Annotated in this window: 20 protein-coding genes; 11 read left to right on the top strand and 9 right to left on the bottom strand. The window is 57.0% G+C overall.

Annotated elements, in window-relative coordinates:
• The first annotated feature begins 27 nt into the window (after nucleotides 1-27).
• The 3 genes from def to Q8O73_RS19590 are packed head-to-tail and all read left to right on the top strand — an operon-like array spanning nucleotide 28 to nucleotide 2,021.
• Nucleotides 28-546, top strand: a complete 519-nt coding sequence (gene def, locus Q8O73_RS19600; protein ID WP_305559897.1) for a peptide deformylase — start codon at nucleotides 28-30, stop codon at nucleotides 544-546.
• A gap of 39 nt (nucleotides 547-585) precedes the next feature.
• Nucleotides 586-1,518 carry a methionyl-tRNA formyltransferase gene (gene fmt, locus Q8O73_RS19595; protein WP_305559896.1) on the top strand — a complete coding sequence of 311 codons (933 nt, stop codon included), beginning with the start codon at nucleotides 586-588 and terminating at the stop codon, nucleotides 1,516-1,518.
• Nucleotides 1,515-2,021: a GNAT family N-acetyltransferase gene (locus Q8O73_RS19590; RefSeq protein ID WP_305559895.1), complete on the top strand. Its 507-nt coding sequence runs from the start codon at nucleotides 1,515-1,517 to the stop codon at nucleotides 2,019-2,021. The genes fmt and Q8O73_RS19590 overlap by 4 nt, the downstream gene beginning before the upstream one ends.
• Here Q8O73_RS19590 and Q8O73_RS19585 read toward each other — a convergent pair.
• Nucleotides 2,018-3,001, bottom strand: a complete 984-nt coding sequence (locus tag Q8O73_RS19585) for a LysR family transcriptional regulator (RefSeq protein WP_305559894.1) — start codon at nucleotides 2,999-3,001, stop codon at nucleotides 2,018-2,020. The genes Q8O73_RS19590 and Q8O73_RS19585 overlap by 4 nt on opposite strands.
• Before the next feature lie 139 nt (nucleotides 3,002-3,140).
• Here Q8O73_RS19585 and Q8O73_RS19580 point away from each other — a divergent pair, with 139 nt between their 5' ends.
• Nucleotides 3,141-3,332, top strand: a complete 192-nt coding sequence (locus Q8O73_RS19580; protein ID WP_305559893.1) for a hypothetical protein — start codon at nucleotides 3,141-3,143, stop codon at nucleotides 3,330-3,332.
• A gap of 141 nt (nucleotides 3,333-3,473) precedes the next feature.
• Here Q8O73_RS19580 and Q8O73_RS19575 read toward each other — a convergent pair whose 3' ends face one another.
• From Q8O73_RS19575 to Q8O73_RS19550, 6 genes are all read right to left on the bottom strand, one after another.
• Nucleotides 3,474-4,721 carry an MFS transporter gene (locus Q8O73_RS19575; protein WP_305559892.1) on the bottom strand — a complete coding sequence of 416 codons (1,248 nt, stop codon included), beginning with the start codon at nucleotides 4,719-4,721 and terminating at the stop codon, nucleotides 3,474-3,476.
• Nucleotides 4,722-4,811: 90 nt separating this feature from the next.
• Entirely contained in the window at nucleotides 4,812-5,171 is a 360-nt protein-coding gene (locus Q8O73_RS19570; RefSeq protein ID WP_305559891.1) for a DUF1850 domain-containing protein, read from the bottom strand.
• Nucleotides 5,172-5,177: 6 nt separating this feature from the next.
• Nucleotides 5,178-7,286 carry a TRAP transporter permease gene (locus tag Q8O73_RS19565; protein WP_305559890.1) on the bottom strand — a complete coding sequence of 703 codons (2,109 nt, stop codon included), beginning with the start codon at nucleotides 7,284-7,286 and terminating at the stop codon, nucleotides 5,178-5,180.
• 107 nt (nucleotides 7,287-7,393) lie between these two features.
• Nucleotides 7,394-8,344, bottom strand: a complete 951-nt coding sequence (locus Q8O73_RS19560; protein ID WP_305559889.1) for a TAXI family TRAP transporter solute-binding subunit — start codon at nucleotides 8,342-8,344, stop codon at nucleotides 7,394-7,396.
• A 458-nt stretch (nucleotides 8,345-8,802) separates the two neighbouring features.
• The gene (locus tag Q8O73_RS19555) at nucleotides 8,803-10,188 is read right to left on the bottom strand and encodes a sigma-54 dependent transcriptional regulator (RefSeq protein ID WP_305559888.1); all 1,386 of its coding nucleotides are present in this window, start codon (nucleotides 10,186-10,188) and stop codon (nucleotides 8,803-8,805) included.
• Nucleotides 10,185-11,957, bottom strand: a complete 1,773-nt coding sequence (locus Q8O73_RS19550) for an ATP-binding protein (protein WP_305559887.1) — start codon at nucleotides 11,955-11,957, stop codon at nucleotides 10,185-10,187. The genes Q8O73_RS19555 and Q8O73_RS19550 overlap by 4 nt, the downstream gene beginning before the upstream one ends.
• A 255-nt stretch (nucleotides 11,958-12,212) precedes the next feature.
• Here Q8O73_RS19550 and Q8O73_RS19545 point away from each other — a divergent pair, with 255 nt between their 5' ends.
• From Q8O73_RS19545 to ptsP, 7 genes are all read left to right on the top strand, one after another.
• A complete protein-coding gene (locus tag Q8O73_RS19545) occupies nucleotides 12,213-12,929 on the top strand; it encodes a response regulator transcription factor (RefSeq protein ID WP_305559886.1) in 717 nt (238 codons plus the stop codon).
• 71 nt (nucleotides 12,930-13,000) lie between these two features.
• A complete protein-coding gene (locus tag Q8O73_RS19540) occupies nucleotides 13,001-14,653 on the top strand; it encodes a stimulus-sensing domain-containing protein (RefSeq protein ID WP_305559885.1) in 1,653 nt (550 codons plus the stop codon).
• 78 nt (nucleotides 14,654-14,731) lie between these two features.
• The gene (locus Q8O73_RS19535) at nucleotides 14,732-15,166 is read left to right on the top strand and encodes an HPr kinase/phosphorylase (RefSeq protein ID WP_305559884.1); all 435 of its coding nucleotides are present in this window, start codon (nucleotides 14,732-14,734) and stop codon (nucleotides 15,164-15,166) included.
• Entirely contained in the window at nucleotides 15,163-16,113 is a 951-nt protein-coding gene (gene rapZ, locus Q8O73_RS19530) for an RNase adapter RapZ (RefSeq protein ID WP_305559883.1), read from the top strand. The genes Q8O73_RS19535 and rapZ overlap by 4 nt, the downstream gene beginning before the upstream one ends.
• A 13-nt stretch (nucleotides 16,114-16,126) precedes the next feature.
• Nucleotides 16,127-16,531 carry a PTS sugar transporter subunit IIA gene (locus Q8O73_RS19525; RefSeq protein WP_305559882.1) on the top strand — a complete coding sequence of 135 codons (405 nt, stop codon included), beginning with the start codon at nucleotides 16,127-16,129 and terminating at the stop codon, nucleotides 16,529-16,531.
• Nucleotides 16,532-16,594: 63 nt separating this feature from the next.
• The gene (locus Q8O73_RS19520) at nucleotides 16,595-16,870 is read left to right on the top strand and encodes an HPr family phosphocarrier protein (protein ID WP_305559881.1); all 276 of its coding nucleotides are present in this window, start codon (nucleotides 16,595-16,597) and stop codon (nucleotides 16,868-16,870) included.
• A gap of 77 nt (nucleotides 16,871-16,947) precedes the next feature.
• Complete coding sequence (gene ptsP, locus Q8O73_RS19515) at nucleotides 16,948-18,732, top strand: phosphoenolpyruvate--protein phosphotransferase (RefSeq protein WP_305559880.1); 1,785 nt, start codon at nucleotides 16,948-16,950, stop codon at nucleotides 18,730-18,732.
• 20 nt (nucleotides 18,733-18,752) lie between these two features.
• Here ptsP and Q8O73_RS19510 read toward each other — a convergent pair whose 3' ends face one another.
• A complete protein-coding gene (locus tag Q8O73_RS19510; protein WP_305559879.1) occupies nucleotides 18,753-19,043 on the bottom strand; it encodes a type II toxin-antitoxin system RelE/ParE family toxin in 291 nt (96 codons plus the stop codon).
• Nucleotides 19,040-19,309 (bottom strand): CopG family ribbon-helix-helix protein, encoded by a 270-nt coding sequence (locus tag Q8O73_RS19505; RefSeq protein ID WP_305559878.1) that lies wholly within the window; start codon nucleotides 19,307-19,309, stop codon nucleotides 19,040-19,042. The genes Q8O73_RS19510 and Q8O73_RS19505 overlap by 4 nt, the downstream gene beginning before the upstream one ends.
• Between the last annotated feature and the right edge of the window lie 17 nt (nucleotides 19,310-19,326).

The raw sequence follows: 19,326 nt of genomic DNA, 5'->3' as shown, positions 1-19,326 counted from the left end.
TGATCCCTGTACCGGAAACCTGATATCATGGCCCTGCGCGACATCCTGATTATTCCCGATCCCCGCCTCAAGCAGGAATGCGAACCGGTGGCCGTGGTCGATGATGGGGTTCGTGCCCTGCTGGATGACATGCTTGAAACCATGTATGCCGCGCCGGGCATCGGCCTTGCCGCGCCGCAAATCGGGGTGATGCAGCGCGCCATCGTGATTGACGTTGCCGATGACAAGGAAAAGCCGCAGCCCCTTAAAATGATCAATCCCGAGATCATCTGGGAATCCGAGGACGTTGCGACCTATCAGGAAGGGTGCCTGTCGATTCCCGATCAATATGCCGATATCGAACGCCCGGTCGAGGTCGGCGTGCGGTATCTCGATGAAAACGGCAAGGAACAGGAAATCGAGGCCGACGGCCTGCTGGCGACCTGTCTCCAGCACGAGATTGATCATCTCGACGGTATCCTGTTTACCGATTATCTGAGTGCGCTCAAACGCAACATGATCCTGAAAAAGGTTCAGAAGCTTCAGAAAACCAAACAGTCGGCGTAATTCCTGCCACCGATCCACCGACATGATCCGGGACCAGATATGACCAAGCTGCGCCTTGCCCTTATGGGAACCCCCGATTTCGCCCTTGTGGCGCTAAAGGCGATTGTTGCCGCCGGTCATGATGTGGTGTGCGTCTATTCCCAGCCGCCCCGGCCCAGTGGGCGCGGGCAAAAGGAAACGCCGGGCCCGGTGCATGCCTGGGCGGCGGCGCAGGGGATCATGGTGCGTACGCCGGTATCGTTGAAATCGGCCGAAGCGCAGCAGGAATTTGCCGATCTTGAACTGGATGTGGCGGTGGTGGCGGCTTATGGCCTGATCCTGCCGCGGGCTGTTCTGGATGCGCCAAAATATGGCTGTTTGAATATTCATGCCTCGCTTTTGCCGCGCTGGCGCGGGGCGGCCCCGATCCAGCGGGCCATTCTGGCCGGGGATCATGAAACCGGTGTGACCATCATGCAAATGGATGCCGGGCTCGATACCGGCGATATGATGCTGATGCGGGCCTTGCCGATCACAAACCAGACTTATGCCAGCAATTTGCATGATGGTCTGGCGGCATTGGGCGGCGAGATGATTGTCGAAGTTCTGGCGACATTGCCGGATGGCGGGGTTGCGCGAACGGTGCAACCCGAAGACGGTGTGACCTATGCCGCCAAGCTTGATAAAAGCGAGGCGAAGCTGGATTTCAACGATCCGGCGGCGGTGCTGGAACGCAAAATTCGCGCCTTTACGCCGTGGCCCGGCGCGTTTTTTGAACATGCGGGCGAACGCATCAAGGTGCAGTCTGCCGAAATTGTTCCGGGTACGGGTGGCAAACCCGGCGAAATCATGGATGACCACCTGACGATTGCCTGTGGTGATGGTCACGCCCTGCGCCCGACCCGCATCCAGCGCCCCGGCAAGGCGGTGATGGATGCCGATGCGGTGCTGCGCGGTTATGACAAATTTGCCAGGGGCGTGATTGTGCAATGACGGATGTGGTTTTGCGCCCCGCCTGCAATGCGGATGGCGAGGGCATCGGGGCGTTGATTGCGGCGGTATTTGCCGATTATCCCGGCTGCATTTATGACCGCGCCGCCGAATTCCCGGAACTGGATGCCATTGCCGATTATTTTACCGCCCGCAACGGGGCGATGTGGGTGCTGGAACGCGGTGGCATGATTGTGGGGTGCCTTGGCGTGACGGTGGATCAGCCCGGTTTGGGCGAACTGCACAAGGTTTATCTGGATCGCAATCTGCGCGGGCAGGGCCGGGCGCAGCAATTGCTGGCAACGGCATATGAATGGCTGGCGCATCATCATCCGGCCTGTTCGGATGTGATGTTGTGGACCGATACCCGATTTGCCGCCGGGCATCGCTTTTATGAAAAATGCGGTTTCGTGCGCAGCGGCCAGCAACGCCAACTCGATGATCTGAGCCATTCCGCCGAATATCATTTTACCGGATCGCTGGCGGTTTTGCGTCCGCAGGGTTAACCGTTGTCCCCGGTGGTCAGGATACCGGTTTCTGAAATCGGCGGGACGGTTTTGCGGACCGAACGGGCATCTTTCAGGCCCAGTTCCCACGGCGGAACCGGGGTGAATTTGTCGGCCAGAAAATCGACAAAGGCCCGGACCTTGGGCGATAAATGGCGTTTGTGCGGATACACCGCCGAAATCCAGGCGCGGTCATGGACAAATTCGGTCAGAACCGGTGTGAGGCGACCCGCCCGGATGTCTTCATGCACCAGATATTCGGCCAGACGCGCCATGCCCAGACCGGCCACCACGGCTTCGTGCAGCACATCGCCGTCATTGGCCGAAAATGTACCCTGTGCGCGGAATGATACATGGCCTTCGGGGGTGTCAAAATGCCAGTCATTGAAGCTTTCGCGCGATGACAGATACAGGCAGTTATGATGGACCAGATCCTGCGGCGTGCGCGGAATGCCATGTTTTTCCAGATAATCGGGCGAAGCGACAATCATGCGGCGATTGACCGCATATTTGCGCGCAATCAGCGATGAATCTTCGAGTTCGGACAGGCGAATCGCAAGGTCATAGCCATCATTGACCAGATCGACAAATTTGTCATCAAGGGTCAGTTCGATTCGCACATCGGGATACTGGTTGAGAAATTCCGGGATCAGCGGCACCACCTGATATTTGGTGAAGGCGATCGAGGCATTGATCCGCAAGGTGCCGCGCGGGGCGGCATAAAGCTGGGTGACGACTTCTTCGGCTTCTTCGATTTCGGTCAGGATGGTGCGCGCACGTTCGTAAAAGGCGCGGCCTTCTTCGGTCAGGCTGAGCTGCCGGGTGGTGCGCATCAAAAGGCGGGCGCCAAGGCGGTCTTCCAGACGGGAAATATATTTCGATACAGCCGATGGTGATAGCCGCATGGTGCGGGCAGCAGCCGAAAAGCTGCCTTCTTCAACGGCATGGACAAAGATTTCCATCTCGGCGGCGCGATCCATGAGCAATTCCCTATTTGTGACACCCATTCATAAGTAATGTGCATATTGAGGGAATTCACGCGCGCCGTAAAGAGAATTAGAGTGACTTCATCAAGAGCGGCGATGTGCCGCGTGAAACCGAAATTTAAGGAGGTCCGCTATGAGGACGTTCGCTGACATCAAGTTGCTGAAAATCGAAACCAGCGAGATCGAAGCAGGCGTACGCAAGGGCCAGCAGCTTCGTGCTGAATATGTTGGTGGTTTGCTGCGCAGCCTGTTGAAGGTTCTGAACCCGAAGGCGCGTGACCACGATGTCAAGCACCCGGCCGGTACTGTTGGCGGTGCTGCCTGATCTGAAGACCGGCGGGTTGATGCGGTGTTTTTCGCGTCCCGGCTGCGATGATTGACTTTTTCTACTGGCGTCTTCCTCCCTGGATGATGCTGTTTTCCCCGACTGACCCGGCCGCAATCGCGTGCCGGGTCATTTTTTATCTTATGACTCGCTGTGCCGTGAAATGCCGGGCGGGGTGTAAAAGCCCGGTCGTTCGGAAACCCACGACATCACCGTGACCACCGCCATCCCGGCAATGGTCAGCATCAGCATGGTTTCAATCGCCATATTGGCGGCAAACATCCAGCCATACATCGCCGGGCCAATGGCGGATGCCACCACCATGACAGCGGTCAGGGTGCTGCGGACCGATCCGATCTGATCAATGGGTACCAGTTCGGGGATGATGGCGGTGCGCAAGGTGGTGGCAAAGCCGGTGGTAATGCCGACCAGCCCCATATAAACCGGCACAATCCACGGCGACGAGACAAAGGACAACAGGGCGATGCCGATCATGGTCGGGATCAGATGCCACGGAAACAGGCGGCGGGCGCTGTATTTGTCAATCAACGGTCCGCTGCCAAAGGCACCGATCACCGAGGTCGCGGCAAACACCGTAAACCCGGCGGCAAACCACGCCAGTGGAATATCCTTGGCCGAAGAAATCAGACCCTGATGGAAAAACAGGGCCGTCATCACCAGCGGCGGGGTGGCCAACATCGGCATGCACAGCCAGATATAACGGGACCGGAACAGCGCCGGATGGCGGGTTGCGTCGGTTTGGGCGGCGGGGTCGTCGGGGGTGTTTTTACCCGGCACAGACCGATACCGGTCATTTTGCCAGACCAGCCAGATTGCCAGCGGCATCAGGACAACCAGAATGGCAACCCCTGCCCCGGCATAGGCAGCACGCCAGCCAAACAGCGCAATCAGCCCCAGAACAGTGATCGGCAGGATGGCCTCGGCCAATGGAAAGCCAAAGGCGGCAAGGGCAAGGGCGCGACCGCGATTGCGATCAAAATAACGTGCCGTGCCGGTCATTGCCACATGGGTCATCAATCCCTGCCCGGCCAGCCGCACAATGAACAACCCGGCCAGCAACATCCAGATCGACCCGGTTGCCGCCAGAACAAAACACCCGACCGACAGCAGGGTCAGGGTTGCGATGCTGTAATGCAACAGATCCACCCGGTCGATCAGCCGCCCCAGAAACGGCAGGGCCAGCGCACTGCCAATGGTGATGGCGGCATAGATATTGGCAAATTCTGTTTCATTGATCGCCAGACTGGCGGCCATGAACGGGACAAACAGCGCAATCAGAAAGGTCTGACCGAAACTGGAACCGAAACTGTGCAGAACACCAAAGCCCAAAGGCCGGGGTGCCTGTTTCAGCAGATAGAAAAATTGCATGGGAACAGCCGGAATTGTCTGATGATTTGTCGATTGTATCGATTCAACCCGTCGCCGTCCAGCCCGGCAAACAGATGAAAGATCGACAGATCAGGGGCAGGGCGACAGGGTGATGGCGTCGCCCGCATCGGCCCCCAATTCGCGGCATTTGCCGTCGGCGCATAATTGCCATCCCTGTCCGGTGGCCCCGGATGCGGCCAAGGTGACGGATGGCAAGGGCGGCAGATCGGGGTGATAAACCCACCATCCATCAATCAGGCGGGCATCGGGGGGCGGTTCCATCCCCGCCCCCGATCCCTTGATCCGGGCTTCGACAATTTCAAGCCCTTGCGGCCCGATGCGCCATTCTTCGTGCCATCCGGTATGTTCGACCGAATGCATCCACGACAGGGTAAAAGCCGTGATCGCCAGACTGATCGTTTTGCCTGCCGCCAGAATGCACAGCGCCATCGGGTTTTATGCCCCGGCCTTTGCCAGATGGCGCACCCGCATCCAGTGCATGATGGCAAAAAGACCAAACAGGCCAAACCCGATAACATCGGTAATGGTATAGGCCACCACCAGCGTAAAGGCCCCGGCCAGACAGACAAGGCGTTCGGGAATGGTCAGGCGGATATTAAGTGCCCCGATCACCGCCATGCCCCACAAGGCAATGGCAATCCCGGTTTTCAGCACGATATAGGCCACAGCAGGCCAATAGCCGATGCTTGCGGCCATCGGGCCGCCATCCTGCAACATCAGGGCGGGGGTATAGACCGCCATGAACGGAATGACAAAACCGGCGGCAGCGATTTTGATCGCCTCCATCGAGATTTTAAGGCCGCTTTCCCGCGCAATCGGCCCGGCGGCAAAACAGGCCAGCGCGACCGGCGGTGTCAGATCGGCCAGAATGCCGAAATAAAACACGAACATGTGACTGACAATCAGCGGCACACCCAGTTCCAGCAAGGCCGGACCGGCAATCGACGAGGTGATGATATAATTGGGGATCGTCGGAATGCCCATGCCCAGCACGATGCAGGTGACCATGGTCAGAACCAGCGACAAAAACAGGCTTTGATCGCCGACATGGACAATGAACTGGCCAAAGGTGTTGGCCGAACCGGTCAGGGTCATGGTGCCGATAATAATGCCGACAATTGCACAGGCGACCCCGACCGGTAGGGCGGTTTTCGCGCCTTCGGCCAAAGAATCACGGCAGATACCAAGTGTTTCCCGCCCGCCCTTGGAAAAGGCGTTCCAGGCGATCAGGGCGGCGACGGCGGCGACCACCACCATGATGCCGAATTTGAAAAAGGCGGCGGCAACAAAGCCCAGCCCGACCCAGAAAATGATCCGGATGATTTGCGACGGCAGGCCCAGGGCCACCGAACCGCCCAGAATCAGCAATACGGTCAGGGCAAGGCCGACGGTTCCTGCGAAAAGCGGCGTATAGCCGGTAAACAGCAGATAGACCAGAATCGCCAACGGCACGATCAGATACCACTGTTTTTTGATGGCGTCTTTGGCCGACGGCAATTCGGATTTTTTCATACCCGACAGGCCGTGTTTGCCGGCCTCCAGATGGACCATCCAGAAGGCCGAGGCAAAATACAGAATGGCCGGGATCAGGGCGGCCTTGACCACCTCGTAATATTCAACGCCCAGCGTTTCGGCCATGATAAAGGCCACCGCCCCCATCACCGGCGGCATCAGTTGCCCGCCCATCGAGGATGTCGATTCGACCCCGCCCGCAAAGGCGGCGCGATAGCCAAACCGTTTCATCAGCGGGATGGTGAATTGCCCGGTGGTCACGACATTGGCAACGCCCGACCCCGAAATTGTGCCCATCAGACCCGATGAAATCACCGATACCTTGGCCGGGCCGCCACGGGCATGACCGACAAGGCCCATCGACACATCGGTAAACAGTTTGATCATGCCGGCCTTTTCCAGAAAGGCCCCAAACAGGATAAACAGGAAAATAAAGGTCGAAGACACATAAATCGGAATGCCGTAAATGCCTTCGGTGCCATAGGTCATATGTTCGATGACCTGGGCAAAATCATAGCCGCGATGGTTTAGCGGCGAAGGCAAATATTCCCCAAACAGGCAATAGGCCAGAAACGCCCCGGCGATAATCGGCAAGGCCGGACCCATCAGGATATAGGCCCCGAAAAACACCCCGATCAGCGCGACAATGCCAAATGCAATATCCATCTGTGACGGATCGCCTGCACGCAGCAACAAATCGCGATATTCGATCCATTGATACCCGGCAACCGCCACCCCCGACAGGGCGATGATCCATGCCAGGGTTTTGATCGACACCGATTTTTTGCGGGCAATCGCAATCAGCGGAAACACCAGCAACAGCAAAAAGCCGACATGCACCGCCCGGGTGACCTGGCTGGCGAAATCGACAATATGGGCGGCGGTGGCAATCTGGAAAACGGAAAAGGCAAAAGCAATCCAGAACAGCAGGCGACCTTCAAAGGTCGGGCCAAAACTGTTTACAAGCGGATCGTGCAAACCCAGATCCGGTGCATCGGATGGCATCTGGTGGGTCGTTTCGTCACGCGACATGTCGGGTCCCCGGCAGAGATACGGCTTAAACACATAATATCAGGATATCAAAACAGGCACCGGTCAGGGCATCTGTCCCTGACCGGTCTGTTGAAGGGTGGTTCTGACTATCTGGTGGTGTAAAAGCGTTCCGCACCCGGATGCAGCGGAACCGGCATACCGTCCAGTGCGCTGTCGAGGCTGATGGCGCGGGCGGCACTGTGGGCGGCGGTCATTGCGGGCAGATTTTCAAACAATTGTTTGGTCATCTGATAGGCGGTTTCTTCGGGCACATCGGAATGAGTGACCAGGAAGTTGACGACAGCAACCGTGCTGACATCGGCATCCTGACCTTCATAGGTGCCTGCCGGAATGGTGGCATAGATATAAGGCGCGCCCAGTGCGGACACGACATCTTCCGGAACTTCCACAATCACGACTTCCATCGAGGTTGACAGATCCTTGAGCGAGGCAACGCCCAGACCGGCAGACTGCAAGGTGGCATCAAGCTGACGGTTTTTGATCAGTTCGACGGATTCGGCGAAGGGCAGATATTCGACCTTGCCCAGATCGTCATAGGACATGCCCGCCGCGCCAAAAATCGCACGGGCATTCAGTTCGGTACCGGATTTCGGCGCACCAACCGACAGGCTTTTGCCTTTCAGATCGGCAAGCGAGGTAATGCCGGATTCCTTGGAGGCGACAATCTGGATATAGTTCGGATAAATCGCCGCAATCCCGCGCAGCTTGTCAAGCGGGGCCTTGAAGCCGACTTCTTCGTTGCCTTCCCATGCCAGTTTCACCGAATCCCCAAGGGCAAACGCAATTTCACCCTTGCCGGCCTGCAACAGATTGAGGTTTTCAACCGATGCCTTGGTTGACTGGACCTGGGTACGGGCGCCCTCGATCTTTTCGCCGTAAATATTGGCAAGGGCCGCACCCAGCGGATAATAAACGCCCGAGGTGCCCCCGGAAAGAACATTGATAAATTCATCGGCCTTGGCAACCGACAGGCTGCCGATGCTGAGTGTCGCGGCAATAACGCCAGCCAGAACGGATTTCGTTGCGATAGATGTCATTGTGACTTCCTCCCTTGGATGTCGTGGTTTTTTGACGTGGCCTGTCCCCGAAAGGCAGAAGGCCACGATATCGGACAGTAGATGATGTTAAGGTAATCCCGAAAGGCACACTAGCGCACAAATGCAGGTCAAAGCGGACAGAGCACAGAAATCCGGACTGCAAACCCGATGGGGCAGTTCAGACATTCCAGGATCATGACCGTAAAAACGCCCTGCAAGGCATGTGATGTTCCTCCCGATAGCCGTATTGGTTTTTGTTATTTTGGCCGACACACGCAAGTGTCATGCCAGATTGCCCAATATTATTTTGTTTTAAAATCAAAGGGCTGCTGAATCATAATCAATGTCATCGGCGGTTTTTTGCCGATTGTGACGCCGACATAAGCAAAAAATTGCCGATTTTCCAGTCACGCTCCATCGCAGGGTATCATCAAATGGCGTTGGCACAAATTGTCCTGTCAGGGAGCGTCGCGGCGCAGATCGAGCTTTTTCATTTTTTCATTCAGGGTACGACGCGGCAGGTCGAGTTCATCCATAACCGCCTTGATGTTGCCGTTATGGCGATCAAGGGCGTCGCGAATGATCTGTTGTTCAAAGCGGCGCATCCGGTCTGTCAGGGTTTGACCGGTTCCGGTTCCTGATTCCGGGGCCGTCTGATCGGGGCCGGGTCGAAACAGGCGCGGCCATTTTTCCTGGGCGGTGCCGGTCAGAAGAACATAACGTTCCGCCAGATTTTTCAATTCCCGGATATTGCCCGGCCAGTCATGGTCCAGCAAGCGGGCCAACAGGCTTGCGGGGGGCTTTTCATAGGGTCTTTCAAATGTTTCTGCCGCGCGTTCGGCAAAGATATCAAACAAGTGGGGGATATCTTCCGTGCGTTGTTTCAACGGGGCGATTTTGAGTTCAAACGTATTGATGCGAAACAAAAGATCTTCGCGGAACCGCCGTTCGGCCACGGCTTTTACAAGGTCTTCGTTGGTGGCACAGATCAGGCGAAAATTGATTTTGACCGGGATATTGGACCCGACCCGAACCACTTCGCGCTGTTCGATCACACGCAGCAGCTTGGCCTGCAAGGCAAGGGGCATGCTTGAAATTTCATCGAGAAACAGCGTGCCGTTATCGGCATGTTCGACCCAGCCGATGCGGCGTGCGGCGGCCCCGGTAAAGGCCCCTTTTTCATGCCCGAAAAGCTCGCTTTCGGCGGTGTTTTCGGGAATGGCCGCACAATTGACGGCAACAAAACGCCGGTCATGGTGCGGGCCAAGGTCATGAATGGCGCGGGCGACCAGTTCCTTGCCGGTGCCGGTTTCGCCCGAAATCAAGACCGCAACCCCGGTCGGGGCGATATTGGCAATTTCGGCTTTCAGGGCCTGCATGGCCCGGCTGTTGCCGATCAGGCGGCTGTCCAGGCTGCTTTTTTGCGAAACCTGCATGCGCAACAGGCGGTTTTCGATCACCAGTTTGCGTTTTTCGATGGCCCGGTCAATGGTGCCCAGAATGTCGCGCGGCTCGAACGGTTTTTCGATAAAATCATAGGCCCCGATCTTCATCGCCTCCACCGCCATCGGCACATCGCCATGCCCGGTCATCAGGATCACCGGGATGTCGCGATCAATGGCAAAAACCGATTTGGCAAAGGTGATGCCATCCATACCGGGCATTTTGACATCGGTCAGGATTACCCCGGCAAACCGGGCGGTGATGTCTTTTTGCGCCGTTTGCGGATTGGCATGGCTGCGCACTTTATAACCCGACAGTTCCAGCCATTGTGACAGGCTGGCCCGCATCGCGGCTTCGTCATCGACAATGATGACCTGGGGTTCGGAAAGGTGCGATGTCATGATGGCGGGTCCCCCTGCATCAAGGGCAATTGAATTTCAAAACAGGCCCCGGCCCCGGCATTGTTACCGGCTTTGATATTGCCGCCGAAATCGCGCACGATCCCGTAGGAAACCGACAGGCCAAGGCCAACCCCCTGTCCCGGTTCCTTGGTGGTAAAGAACGGATCAAACAGAAAATCGATGGTTTCGTCATCAATGCCCGGGCCGGTATCAATGATCCGGACAATGGCGAAATTGCCCGACCGTTCAAGATAAACCGCAATTTGCTTGTTGTGGCATCCCTCCATGGCATCAAGCGCGTTGCGCATGACATTGACAAAAACCTGTTCAATCCGGACCAGATCGGCATGGACAATCAGATCGGGTTCCTGTTGCCACAGCGACAATACGCATCCTTCGGTCTGAAGTTGCGATGCCAGCAACCGGGTGACATTGTCGAGTGCGGTTCTGAGATCAACCGGGACCAGAACCCCGGTTGATTTGCGCGAAAATGTTTTCAGTTGGCCGGTAATCGCCCCCATGCGTTCGGTCAGTTCGGCGATTTGGGCGACATTCTGATCCAGCCCGTCGATTTGGCCGCGTTCCAGCATCAGCCGGGCACTGGCGCAAAAGGTCCGGATGGCGGCAATCGGCTGATTGATTTCATGGGCGATGGCCGCCGACATCTGACCCAGGGCGGCCAGTTTTCCGGCCTGAACCAGTTCCTGCTGGGTGCCGCGCAGTTCGGCCTCGGTTTTGCGTCTTTCGCCGATTTCTTCTTCAAGGCGGGTATTAAGCGCCTGAATACGGGTAAATTCTTCGGATTTGCGCTGGGATGCCAGTTTCAGTTCGCGTTCGCGCAGAAATAAAACCAGCAGCACAATCAGCCCCGATGCGATGGCCGACAGCAACAAGACAGTCATCTGCCGTTCGATGACATAATCCATTGGCGTCAGATAAGACAGGTTCCAGTCGCTGCCGCTGACTGGTTTGACATCGCGCAGAAACCGGTCAGCGCCGATTTCAAGGATACCCTCCGTGCCCGACGGGTCGGGGTCGATATCCATCGGGATCAGTTCCTGCCCGTAATATTGCCGGTTGCGGGCGATAGTGTCGCGTTCCTGATCGCTCAGCGGGCGCAGCATCCGGTATTTCCAGTCGCCCCGGCTGGTCAGGATGATGACGCCGTTTGCATCGGACACAAACACGCTTTCCCCGCCCCCGCGCCAGCTTTGTTCCAGTTCATCGAGTTCGATTTTGACCGTCACCACACCCATGATCGTGCCGTTTTTCAAAATCGGGTGCGATATGAACAGGCCCGATCGCCCGGTTGTGACACCGACCCCGAAAAAGAAACCTTCGCCACCGCTTGCTGCGTCGCGAAAATAGGATCGAAAGCCATAATCGTTGCCGACAAAACTGTCGGGGGTTCCCCAGTTGCTGGCCGCGACCGTCATGCCATCAATATCCATGACATAAAGGGCCGCCGCGCCGGACCGGTCATTGACCTGCTTCAGATATTGATTGGCGGTGTCGGCCTGCCGGGTTCCCGATACAATATCGATAACCTCGTGGTGGCGTGAAACGACATAGGGCAAATAACGATATCGTTCGACCGTTGCGCGCAAGGTGCTTTCATAAAGGGCAAGGCGCGCCTGTGCGGTTTGTTGCAATTGGTCGATGGTCAGGTTGCCGGTCGCATTCACCGCCAGCCAGACAACCAGCCCGGCAACTGCAAGGCCGACAAGGCTGAGCGATGCACGGCTATAGGATACGAGCCAATGGAACATTGCCGCCCTTTGTTGCTGCGATTGGTGACAGGCTGGATGACACTTATGGGGTTTGTACCGGGGAAGTCAATAAACCCGCATTGATCTGCCGGTATGAATACCCGGCTTTCAGGGCATAGGGAATATGGTAAAAAACAAATACGATATTGTATCTAAAACCTTGATTTTGCCCCAACCGGCTATTTTTTCGCCACAATGGGATGTAATTTGATAGGTTCAATTATCAGTTTTATGTGTCCAGATGACGAGGCCAATGTGAGCAAAATCGCACTTGTGGATGACGATCGCAACATTCTGACATCGGTTTCGATGGCGCTGGAAGAAGAAGGTTATGAGGTCACGACCTATTCCGACGGATCGGAAGCCTTGCACGCCCTGACCAGGGATGAGCCGGATCTGGCCATTCTCGATATCAAGATGCCGCGCATGGATGGTCTGGAATTACTGACCCATTTGCGCAAGAAAACCCAGATGCCGGTGATCTTTCTGACATCGAAGGATGACGAGGTCGATGAACTGACCGGTTTGCGCATGGGGGCCGATGATTATATCAAAAAGCCGTTTTCACAGCGTTTGTTGCTGGAACGTATTCGTACCCTGTTGCGGCGTGCCGAATTGATGCGGGCGGGCGGCATTCGTCCCAACGGATCGGATGACATGCTTCAGCGCGGCGATCTGGTGCTGGACCCGTCACGCCATATGTGCAGCTGGAAGGGCCAGCATGTCAATCTGACCGTGACCGAATTTCTGTTGATTCAGGCGCTGGCAAAACATCCGGGCCATGTGAAAAACCGCGATCAGCTGATTGATGCGGCGTATGGCGAACATATTTATGTCGATGACCGTACCATCGACAGTCACATCAAGCGTCTGCGCAAGAAATTCCGCGAAACCGACACCGAATTCAAGGAAATCGAAACCCTGTACGGCGTCGGGTATCGTTATCGCGACACTGTGGTTGTGCCGGGATGATTCCGGTTATGTCCGGCCTTGTAACTGTGCGGGTCCGTGACAGGTGTCTTCAGCCTGAAATGCAGATATGAATGAGTGAACATCCCGCATCCGGAACCCCGCCCGGTTCCGGTCCATCCGAATATCGTGCCGGTCGTCTGGAAGAACGGCACGGGCTGTTTTCGCCGTTGACGTGGCGGATTCTGGCTGTAAATGCGCTGGCGCTTTTTGTGCTGGTGGCGGGGATTTTGTATCTGGGTCGCTATAAACAGGAACTGATTCATTCGGAACTTGAGGCGATGGCGGTGCAGGCCGAAATGTATGCGGCTGCCCTGTCCACATCGGCGGTCGGGCCGGGGGATGACGCCACCGAACGGGTGAAACTTGAAGTCGCACGGGAAATGGTGCGCCGCCTTGTCGGCATTACCGGGGCGCGGACCCGGCTGTTTGCCGCCAACGGGCAACTGATTGCCGACAGCCGCAATATCCGGGCCTTTGGCGCCGGGGCGGTGCAGGCCGAAGATTTGCCGCCGCCGGGCGAAGAAGACCGGTTTGCCGAAATCATGCGCTATCTGACCGACGGGCTTTTGACCCTGTTTGAGGGTGAAAAGCCCTTGCCGCTTTATGTTGATCCGCCGATTGCCAGCGCGGCCGATTATCCCGAAGTCCGTGCCGCCCTTGGCGGTTATTCACGCGGCGTGGTGCGGGTTGACCCACAGGGGCAGCGGGTGTTGTCGGTGGCGGTGCCGGTCCAGCGTTTCAAACGGGTTCTGGCATCGGTGATGCTGACCAAAACCGGCGATCAGATTGAAACCGCCCTTCAGGCGGTGCGGCTGGATATCCTCAAGATTTTTGTGTTTGCCTTTGGCATTACGGTGTTGTTGTCGATTTATCTGGCCGGGGTGATTACGCGGCCGCTGAACCGGCTGGCGCGGGCGGCGGAACGGGTCCGGCGCAGCAAAAACCGGCAATTTACCATTCCGGACCTGACGGATCGCAATGATGAAATTGGTGATTTGTCGGGCACCTTGCGCGATATGACCGAAACCCTGTGGGACCGGATGGATGCGATTGAACGGTTTGCCGCCGATGTCGCCCATGAAATCAAAAATCCGCTGACCTCGCTGCGCAGTGCCGTGGAAACGGCGGTGCGCCTCAAGGATCCGGAACGCCAGCGCCGCCTGATGGAAGTTATTGCCGAAGACGTGCAGCGCATGGACCGTCTGATCAGCGATATTTCCGATTATTCGCGCATGGATGCCGAATTGTCGCGGGCCGAAAGCGAAAATGCTGATCTGCGATCCTTGCTGCAAACCCTTTCGGAACTTTACAATGTGACGGAGGGGGGGGCGTCGGTGACGGTCAAGGCCCCGGAAAACCTGATGGTTCCGGCCCTTGAAAGTCGTCTGGTTCAGGTGTTCCGCAATCTGATCAGCAATGCCATTACCTTTTCCCCGCCGGGTGGCGAAGTCCGGGTGCGGGCATGGCGTGATAAAAACGAGGCCGTGATTACGGTTGAGGATGACGGGCCGGGGATTCCGCCGGGCAAGGAAAGTGCGGTTTTTGACCGGTTCTATACCGAACGGCCGCAGGGCGAAAAATTCGGCCAGCATTCGGGGTTGGGCCTGTCGATTTCCCAGCGCATTGTCGCGGCCCATAATGGCGAACTGACCGCCTCGAACCGGATGGTCGATGGCAAGGTCGCCGGGGCGTGCTTTACCTTGCGTCTGCCCTTGCAGGTGTGACCTTTTTCATTTTTGTTCGCTGCAATGCACATTCGCCGTTTGACAAGCGCTGTGCCCGCGATCATCGTTTCGCCCGACATGGTACAAATACACGCAAATTGTGTTGCCCTGCGCGGTCATGGCGTTTTGTTGCGCGGACCGTCGGGGGCTGGCAAATCCGATCTTTCCCTGCGGCTGATCCGGCGGGGCGGGTGGCTTGTGGCCGATGACCGCACGGTTTTGCATGCCGAGAATGGCGCGTTGATCGCACGGGTGCCGACGGTGATTGAGGGTCTTCTGGAAGTGCGCGGCATTGGCGTGGTCGAAGTGCGCCATCGCAAACAGGCACATATCCGGGTGATTATTGATCTGGTGCCGCCCGAAGAGGTTGATCGTCTGCCCGATCCCCATCATGATGTTGTCTGCGGGATTACGGTGCCGGTCTGGCGGTTATGGGCGTTTGAAATTGCCGCAACCGAGAAAATCGAAGTGGCGCTGGCCATCGCAACAGGCGAGATGCGGACGCGGATATGACACAAACCGATCAGATAGATTCCGCCGATGCCAAAGAAAACGGCAGCATCGGCAAGCAAACGGCGCGGCTGGTGCTGGTGACCGGGGTGTCGGGGGCGGGCCGGACGACGACCCTTAAAATCCTGGAAGATTTCGGGTTTGATGCGGTCGATAATCTGCCACTGCGCCTGTTGCCCAATTTTCTGGTGTCCGATGCCGATCTGGGTGCGCCTTGTGCCATCGGCCTTGATATCCGCACCCGTGATTTTGGCGTGGATCAGTTTGCCGATATTGTCCGTTCCTTGCGTGCGCAGCCGGGGCTGGAACTGACATTATTGTTTGTTGATGCCGACACCACGATTTTGCAGCGGCGCTTTACCGAAACCCGCAGGCCCCATCCCCTGACTCAGGACCGCCCGCTGATTGATGCCATCACGCATGAAAAACGGCTGATGGCGCCGATTGCGACGCTGGCCGATATGATCATTGATACATCGCGTCTGAAACCTGCCGAATTGCGCATGATCCTTTTGGACCAGTTCCATATTGGCGACAAGGATGGCATGTCGGTCTTTGTCAAAAGTTTCTCGTTTCGGCAGGGATTGCCGGGCGAGGCCGACCTTGTTTTTGATGTGCGCTTTTTACGCAATCCGCATTATGATCCCGAGCTTCGCGTTTGTACGGGGCTGGATGACCGGGTGGGGCGCTATATTGAACAGGATGGCGATTTCGCCGGTTTCATGACCCGTCTGAAAGATCTGATTGCGCCGATCTTGCCCCGATACGCCGAAGAGGGCAAAAGCTATCTGACCATTGCGATAGGTTGTACTGGCGGACAGCACAGATCGGTTTATATTGCGCGGCTGTTAAATGACTGGATTGGCCAGCTTGGCTATGATGTTCATCTCAGCCATCGGGACAAACCGGCCGAGCCGGATGAACAGAAATCTGGGGGAGAAGCGATATGATGGAGAAAACGGCATGATCGGAATGGTGCTTGTCACCCACGGCGATCTGGCAAGGGAATTTGTTGCGGCGCTGGAACATGTGGTTGGTCCGCAGGAAAATATTGCTGTTGTGTGCATCGGGCCGGATGACGACATGGAAAAACGGCGCGCCGATATTCTGGCCTGTGTCGGCAAGGTCGATACCGGCAAGGGGGTTGTGCTGTTGACCGACATGTTTGGCGGCACCCCGTCCAATCTGGCGATTTCGATCATGGAACAGGCCCATGTCGAAGTCATTGCCGGGGTCAATTTGCCGCTTTTGATCAAACTGGCCTCGGTACGGATTGACGGCACTTTGACCGAATCGGTCAATGCGGCACAAGAAGCCGGCCGCAAATATATCAATGTCGCGTCGCGTTTGCTGAGCGGCGAGGAATAAAAACAATATTATTTCGGGTCAGACAGCGACCGGCTGCGCTGGCCCGGACAAGCGGGGACAAAAATGGGGCAGACTGAAAAGCGGATCGTGACCATTGTCAATCAGCGCGGTTTGCACGCGCGGGCAGCGGCAAAATTTGTTAAACTGGCAGGCGAATTTGACGCCCGCGTCATGGTGCGCAATCGCGGCACCGAGGTTTCGGGGGTGTCGATCATGGGGCTGATGATGCTGGCAGCATCAACCGGCACCGATATTGAAATCGAAGTTTCGGGCAGTGAAGGGGCAAAGGCGCTGGGCGCGCTGACCGATCTGGTCGAGGCCGGATTTCACGAAGACTAGGGTTTCGGCCCATACCCGCTTTCTGATCCGGAAGGCGGGCAATCAACAGGCAGAACGCCGACAGGAAACGTTTGACAGTGACACCGCAAGATACCAGCGGCCCCCAACCTGTTTCGTCACGCCGGGTTTTGACCGGGCTGGGCGTATCGGGGGGCATTGCCATTGGCCGGGCCTTTGTCGTGGACCGGCAATTTGTCCATGTGCCGCGCCATCGTCTTGAAAATGATGATATCAACGCCGAAATTGCCGCCCTGCATCAGGCAGTGGCCAGTAGTATCGAGCATTTGCATCGCCTGAAAAACCAGTCCGGGGCGCGCGACAGTGCGGCGTCCGAAGAACTGGGATTTTTGCTGGATGCCTATATCCATATGTTGACGCAATCGCGGCTGGTGCGCGGGGCCGAAGAGCGCATCCGCGATCAGAACATGAATGCGGTATGGGCGGTCAGCGATGTGATCGAGGATATCACCGGCCAGTTCGAGGCGATTGACGACCGTTATCTTGCCGCCCGGGCATCGGATATTCGCGATGTCGGGCTGCGCCTGATGCGCAATCTGACCGGCGAAACCGACCGGGCCTTTGACACCGCCCCGCGCGGGGCGATTCTGGTGGCCGAGGAAGTCAGCCCGGCCGATATGGCGCGGCTTGAACCCGGCCAGATTGCCTCTTTCGTCACGGCGATTGGCGGGGCCGAAGGCCATGCCGCGATTATGGCGCGGTCCTTAGGCCTGCCTGCCGTTCTGGGGGCGACCGGCATCATTGGCGGTGTGTCGGGCGGCGAGATGATGATCGTGGACGGCACACGGGGCGAGGTAATCCTGCGACCCGATGCCGCCGATCTTGACCGATATCGCCAGCGTCGGGATGACTGGCTGGCGGTGCGGCAGAAACTGTTGCGTTTGCGCGATGTGCCGTCCGAAACATCGGACGGGGTGACGCTGGATCTGCATGCCAATATCGAATTACCGGTCGAGGTTGCCGGTGCACTGGCCAATGGGGCCACCGGCATCGGGCTGTTACGCAGTGAATTCATGTTCATGAACAAACGCTATTTGCCGGGCGAAGACGAACAATATCGCGAACTGGCCGATATCGTGACGCAGATGGGCGGCAAACCGGTGACGATCCGCACCCTTGATATTGGCGGTGAAAAACTGGCGCTGTCGCTTCAGGAAGAAATGGGCACGGGGCCAAACCCGGCATTGGGGCTGCGCGGGGTGCGGTTGTCGTTGCGCAGGCGCGATCTTTTGGAAACGCAACTTGCGGCAATTTTGCGTGCTTCCTTGCTGGGGCCGGTGCGGGTTTTGATTCCGATGGTGGTCAGCATTCATGAAATGATCCGGGTGCGGCAGGTTTACAACGCGGTTGCCAAACGCCTGCGTCAGGACGGGCATGGCATCCCGGATATGTTGCCGCCGTTGGGGGCGATGATCGAAATTCCGGCCGCCGCCCTGACGATTGATGCACTGGCGCGCGAATGCGAATTTTTTGCCATCGGCACCAATGATCTGACGCAATATACCCTGGCAATCGACCGCAGCGACGATCAGGTGGCGGATTTGTATGACCCGTTGCATCCGGCGGTGTTGCGCCTGATCCACGAGGCGGTGACGGTGGCGGGCCGCCATGATATTCCGATCAGCGTTTGCGGCGAAATGGCCGGTGATCCGCGTTATACGTCATTGTTTATCGGCTTTGGCCTGCGCAATCTGTCGATGTCGCCGGTCAATTTGCTACCGGTCAAACAACGCCTGCGCAAGATTGACCTGCGCACCGCCGCAGATCATGCCGGGCGGGTGATGGAACAATGGGATTCAGCCCGGATTGCCATGATGCTGGATGATTTCAACGATCTGGCGTGATCAGAAACGCAATCAGCGTTTCAATCGGCCAGTTTATCCGGCCATTGGCGGTGGTCATGACGCACCGCCAGAATATCGACATGTGTGGATGTAACCCGATAGGCGATGACAAAGGGTGTTTTGCCAATCACCAGTTCGCGGGTGCCGTCAATCCGTCCACTGCGCCCCATCATCGGATGATGGGGGAGAAGATTGGCGCGGGTGCGAATCCCCGACAGGATTTTTTGCGCGGCGACCGGGTTCCGGGCGGCAAGAAAATCAAAAATTTCCGAAAGGTCGCGTAATGCCGGACGGGTCCAGCGCAAAATCATGCGGAGTCTTTCGACAGGGCCTGTGCGGCTTTTTGATCAAAACTGTCAAACAGCCTGTCAATGTCTTCGGGCGATGCAAAATCCCCGGCTTCTGCGGCGGCCAGCCCGTCTTCGATTTGGGCCTGCCAGCGGGTTTCTTCACGGATATAGCGGTCGATGGCTTCATTGACGATGACGTTACGGGACCGCTGCTGTTCCTGTGCAAGGGCGTCAATTTTTTCCAGCGTGCCGGAATCGGTTCTGACGGAAAAATTCTGAGAGGACATTTTGCCGACCTTTGACA

Origin of the sequence: Thalassospira sp. (assembly GCF_030690045.1) — a bacterium.
Lineage (GTDB): Bacteria > Pseudomonadota > Alphaproteobacteria > Rhodospirillales > Thalassospiraceae > Thalassospira.
This window is presented reverse-complemented; position numbering and strand designations above follow the sequence as displayed.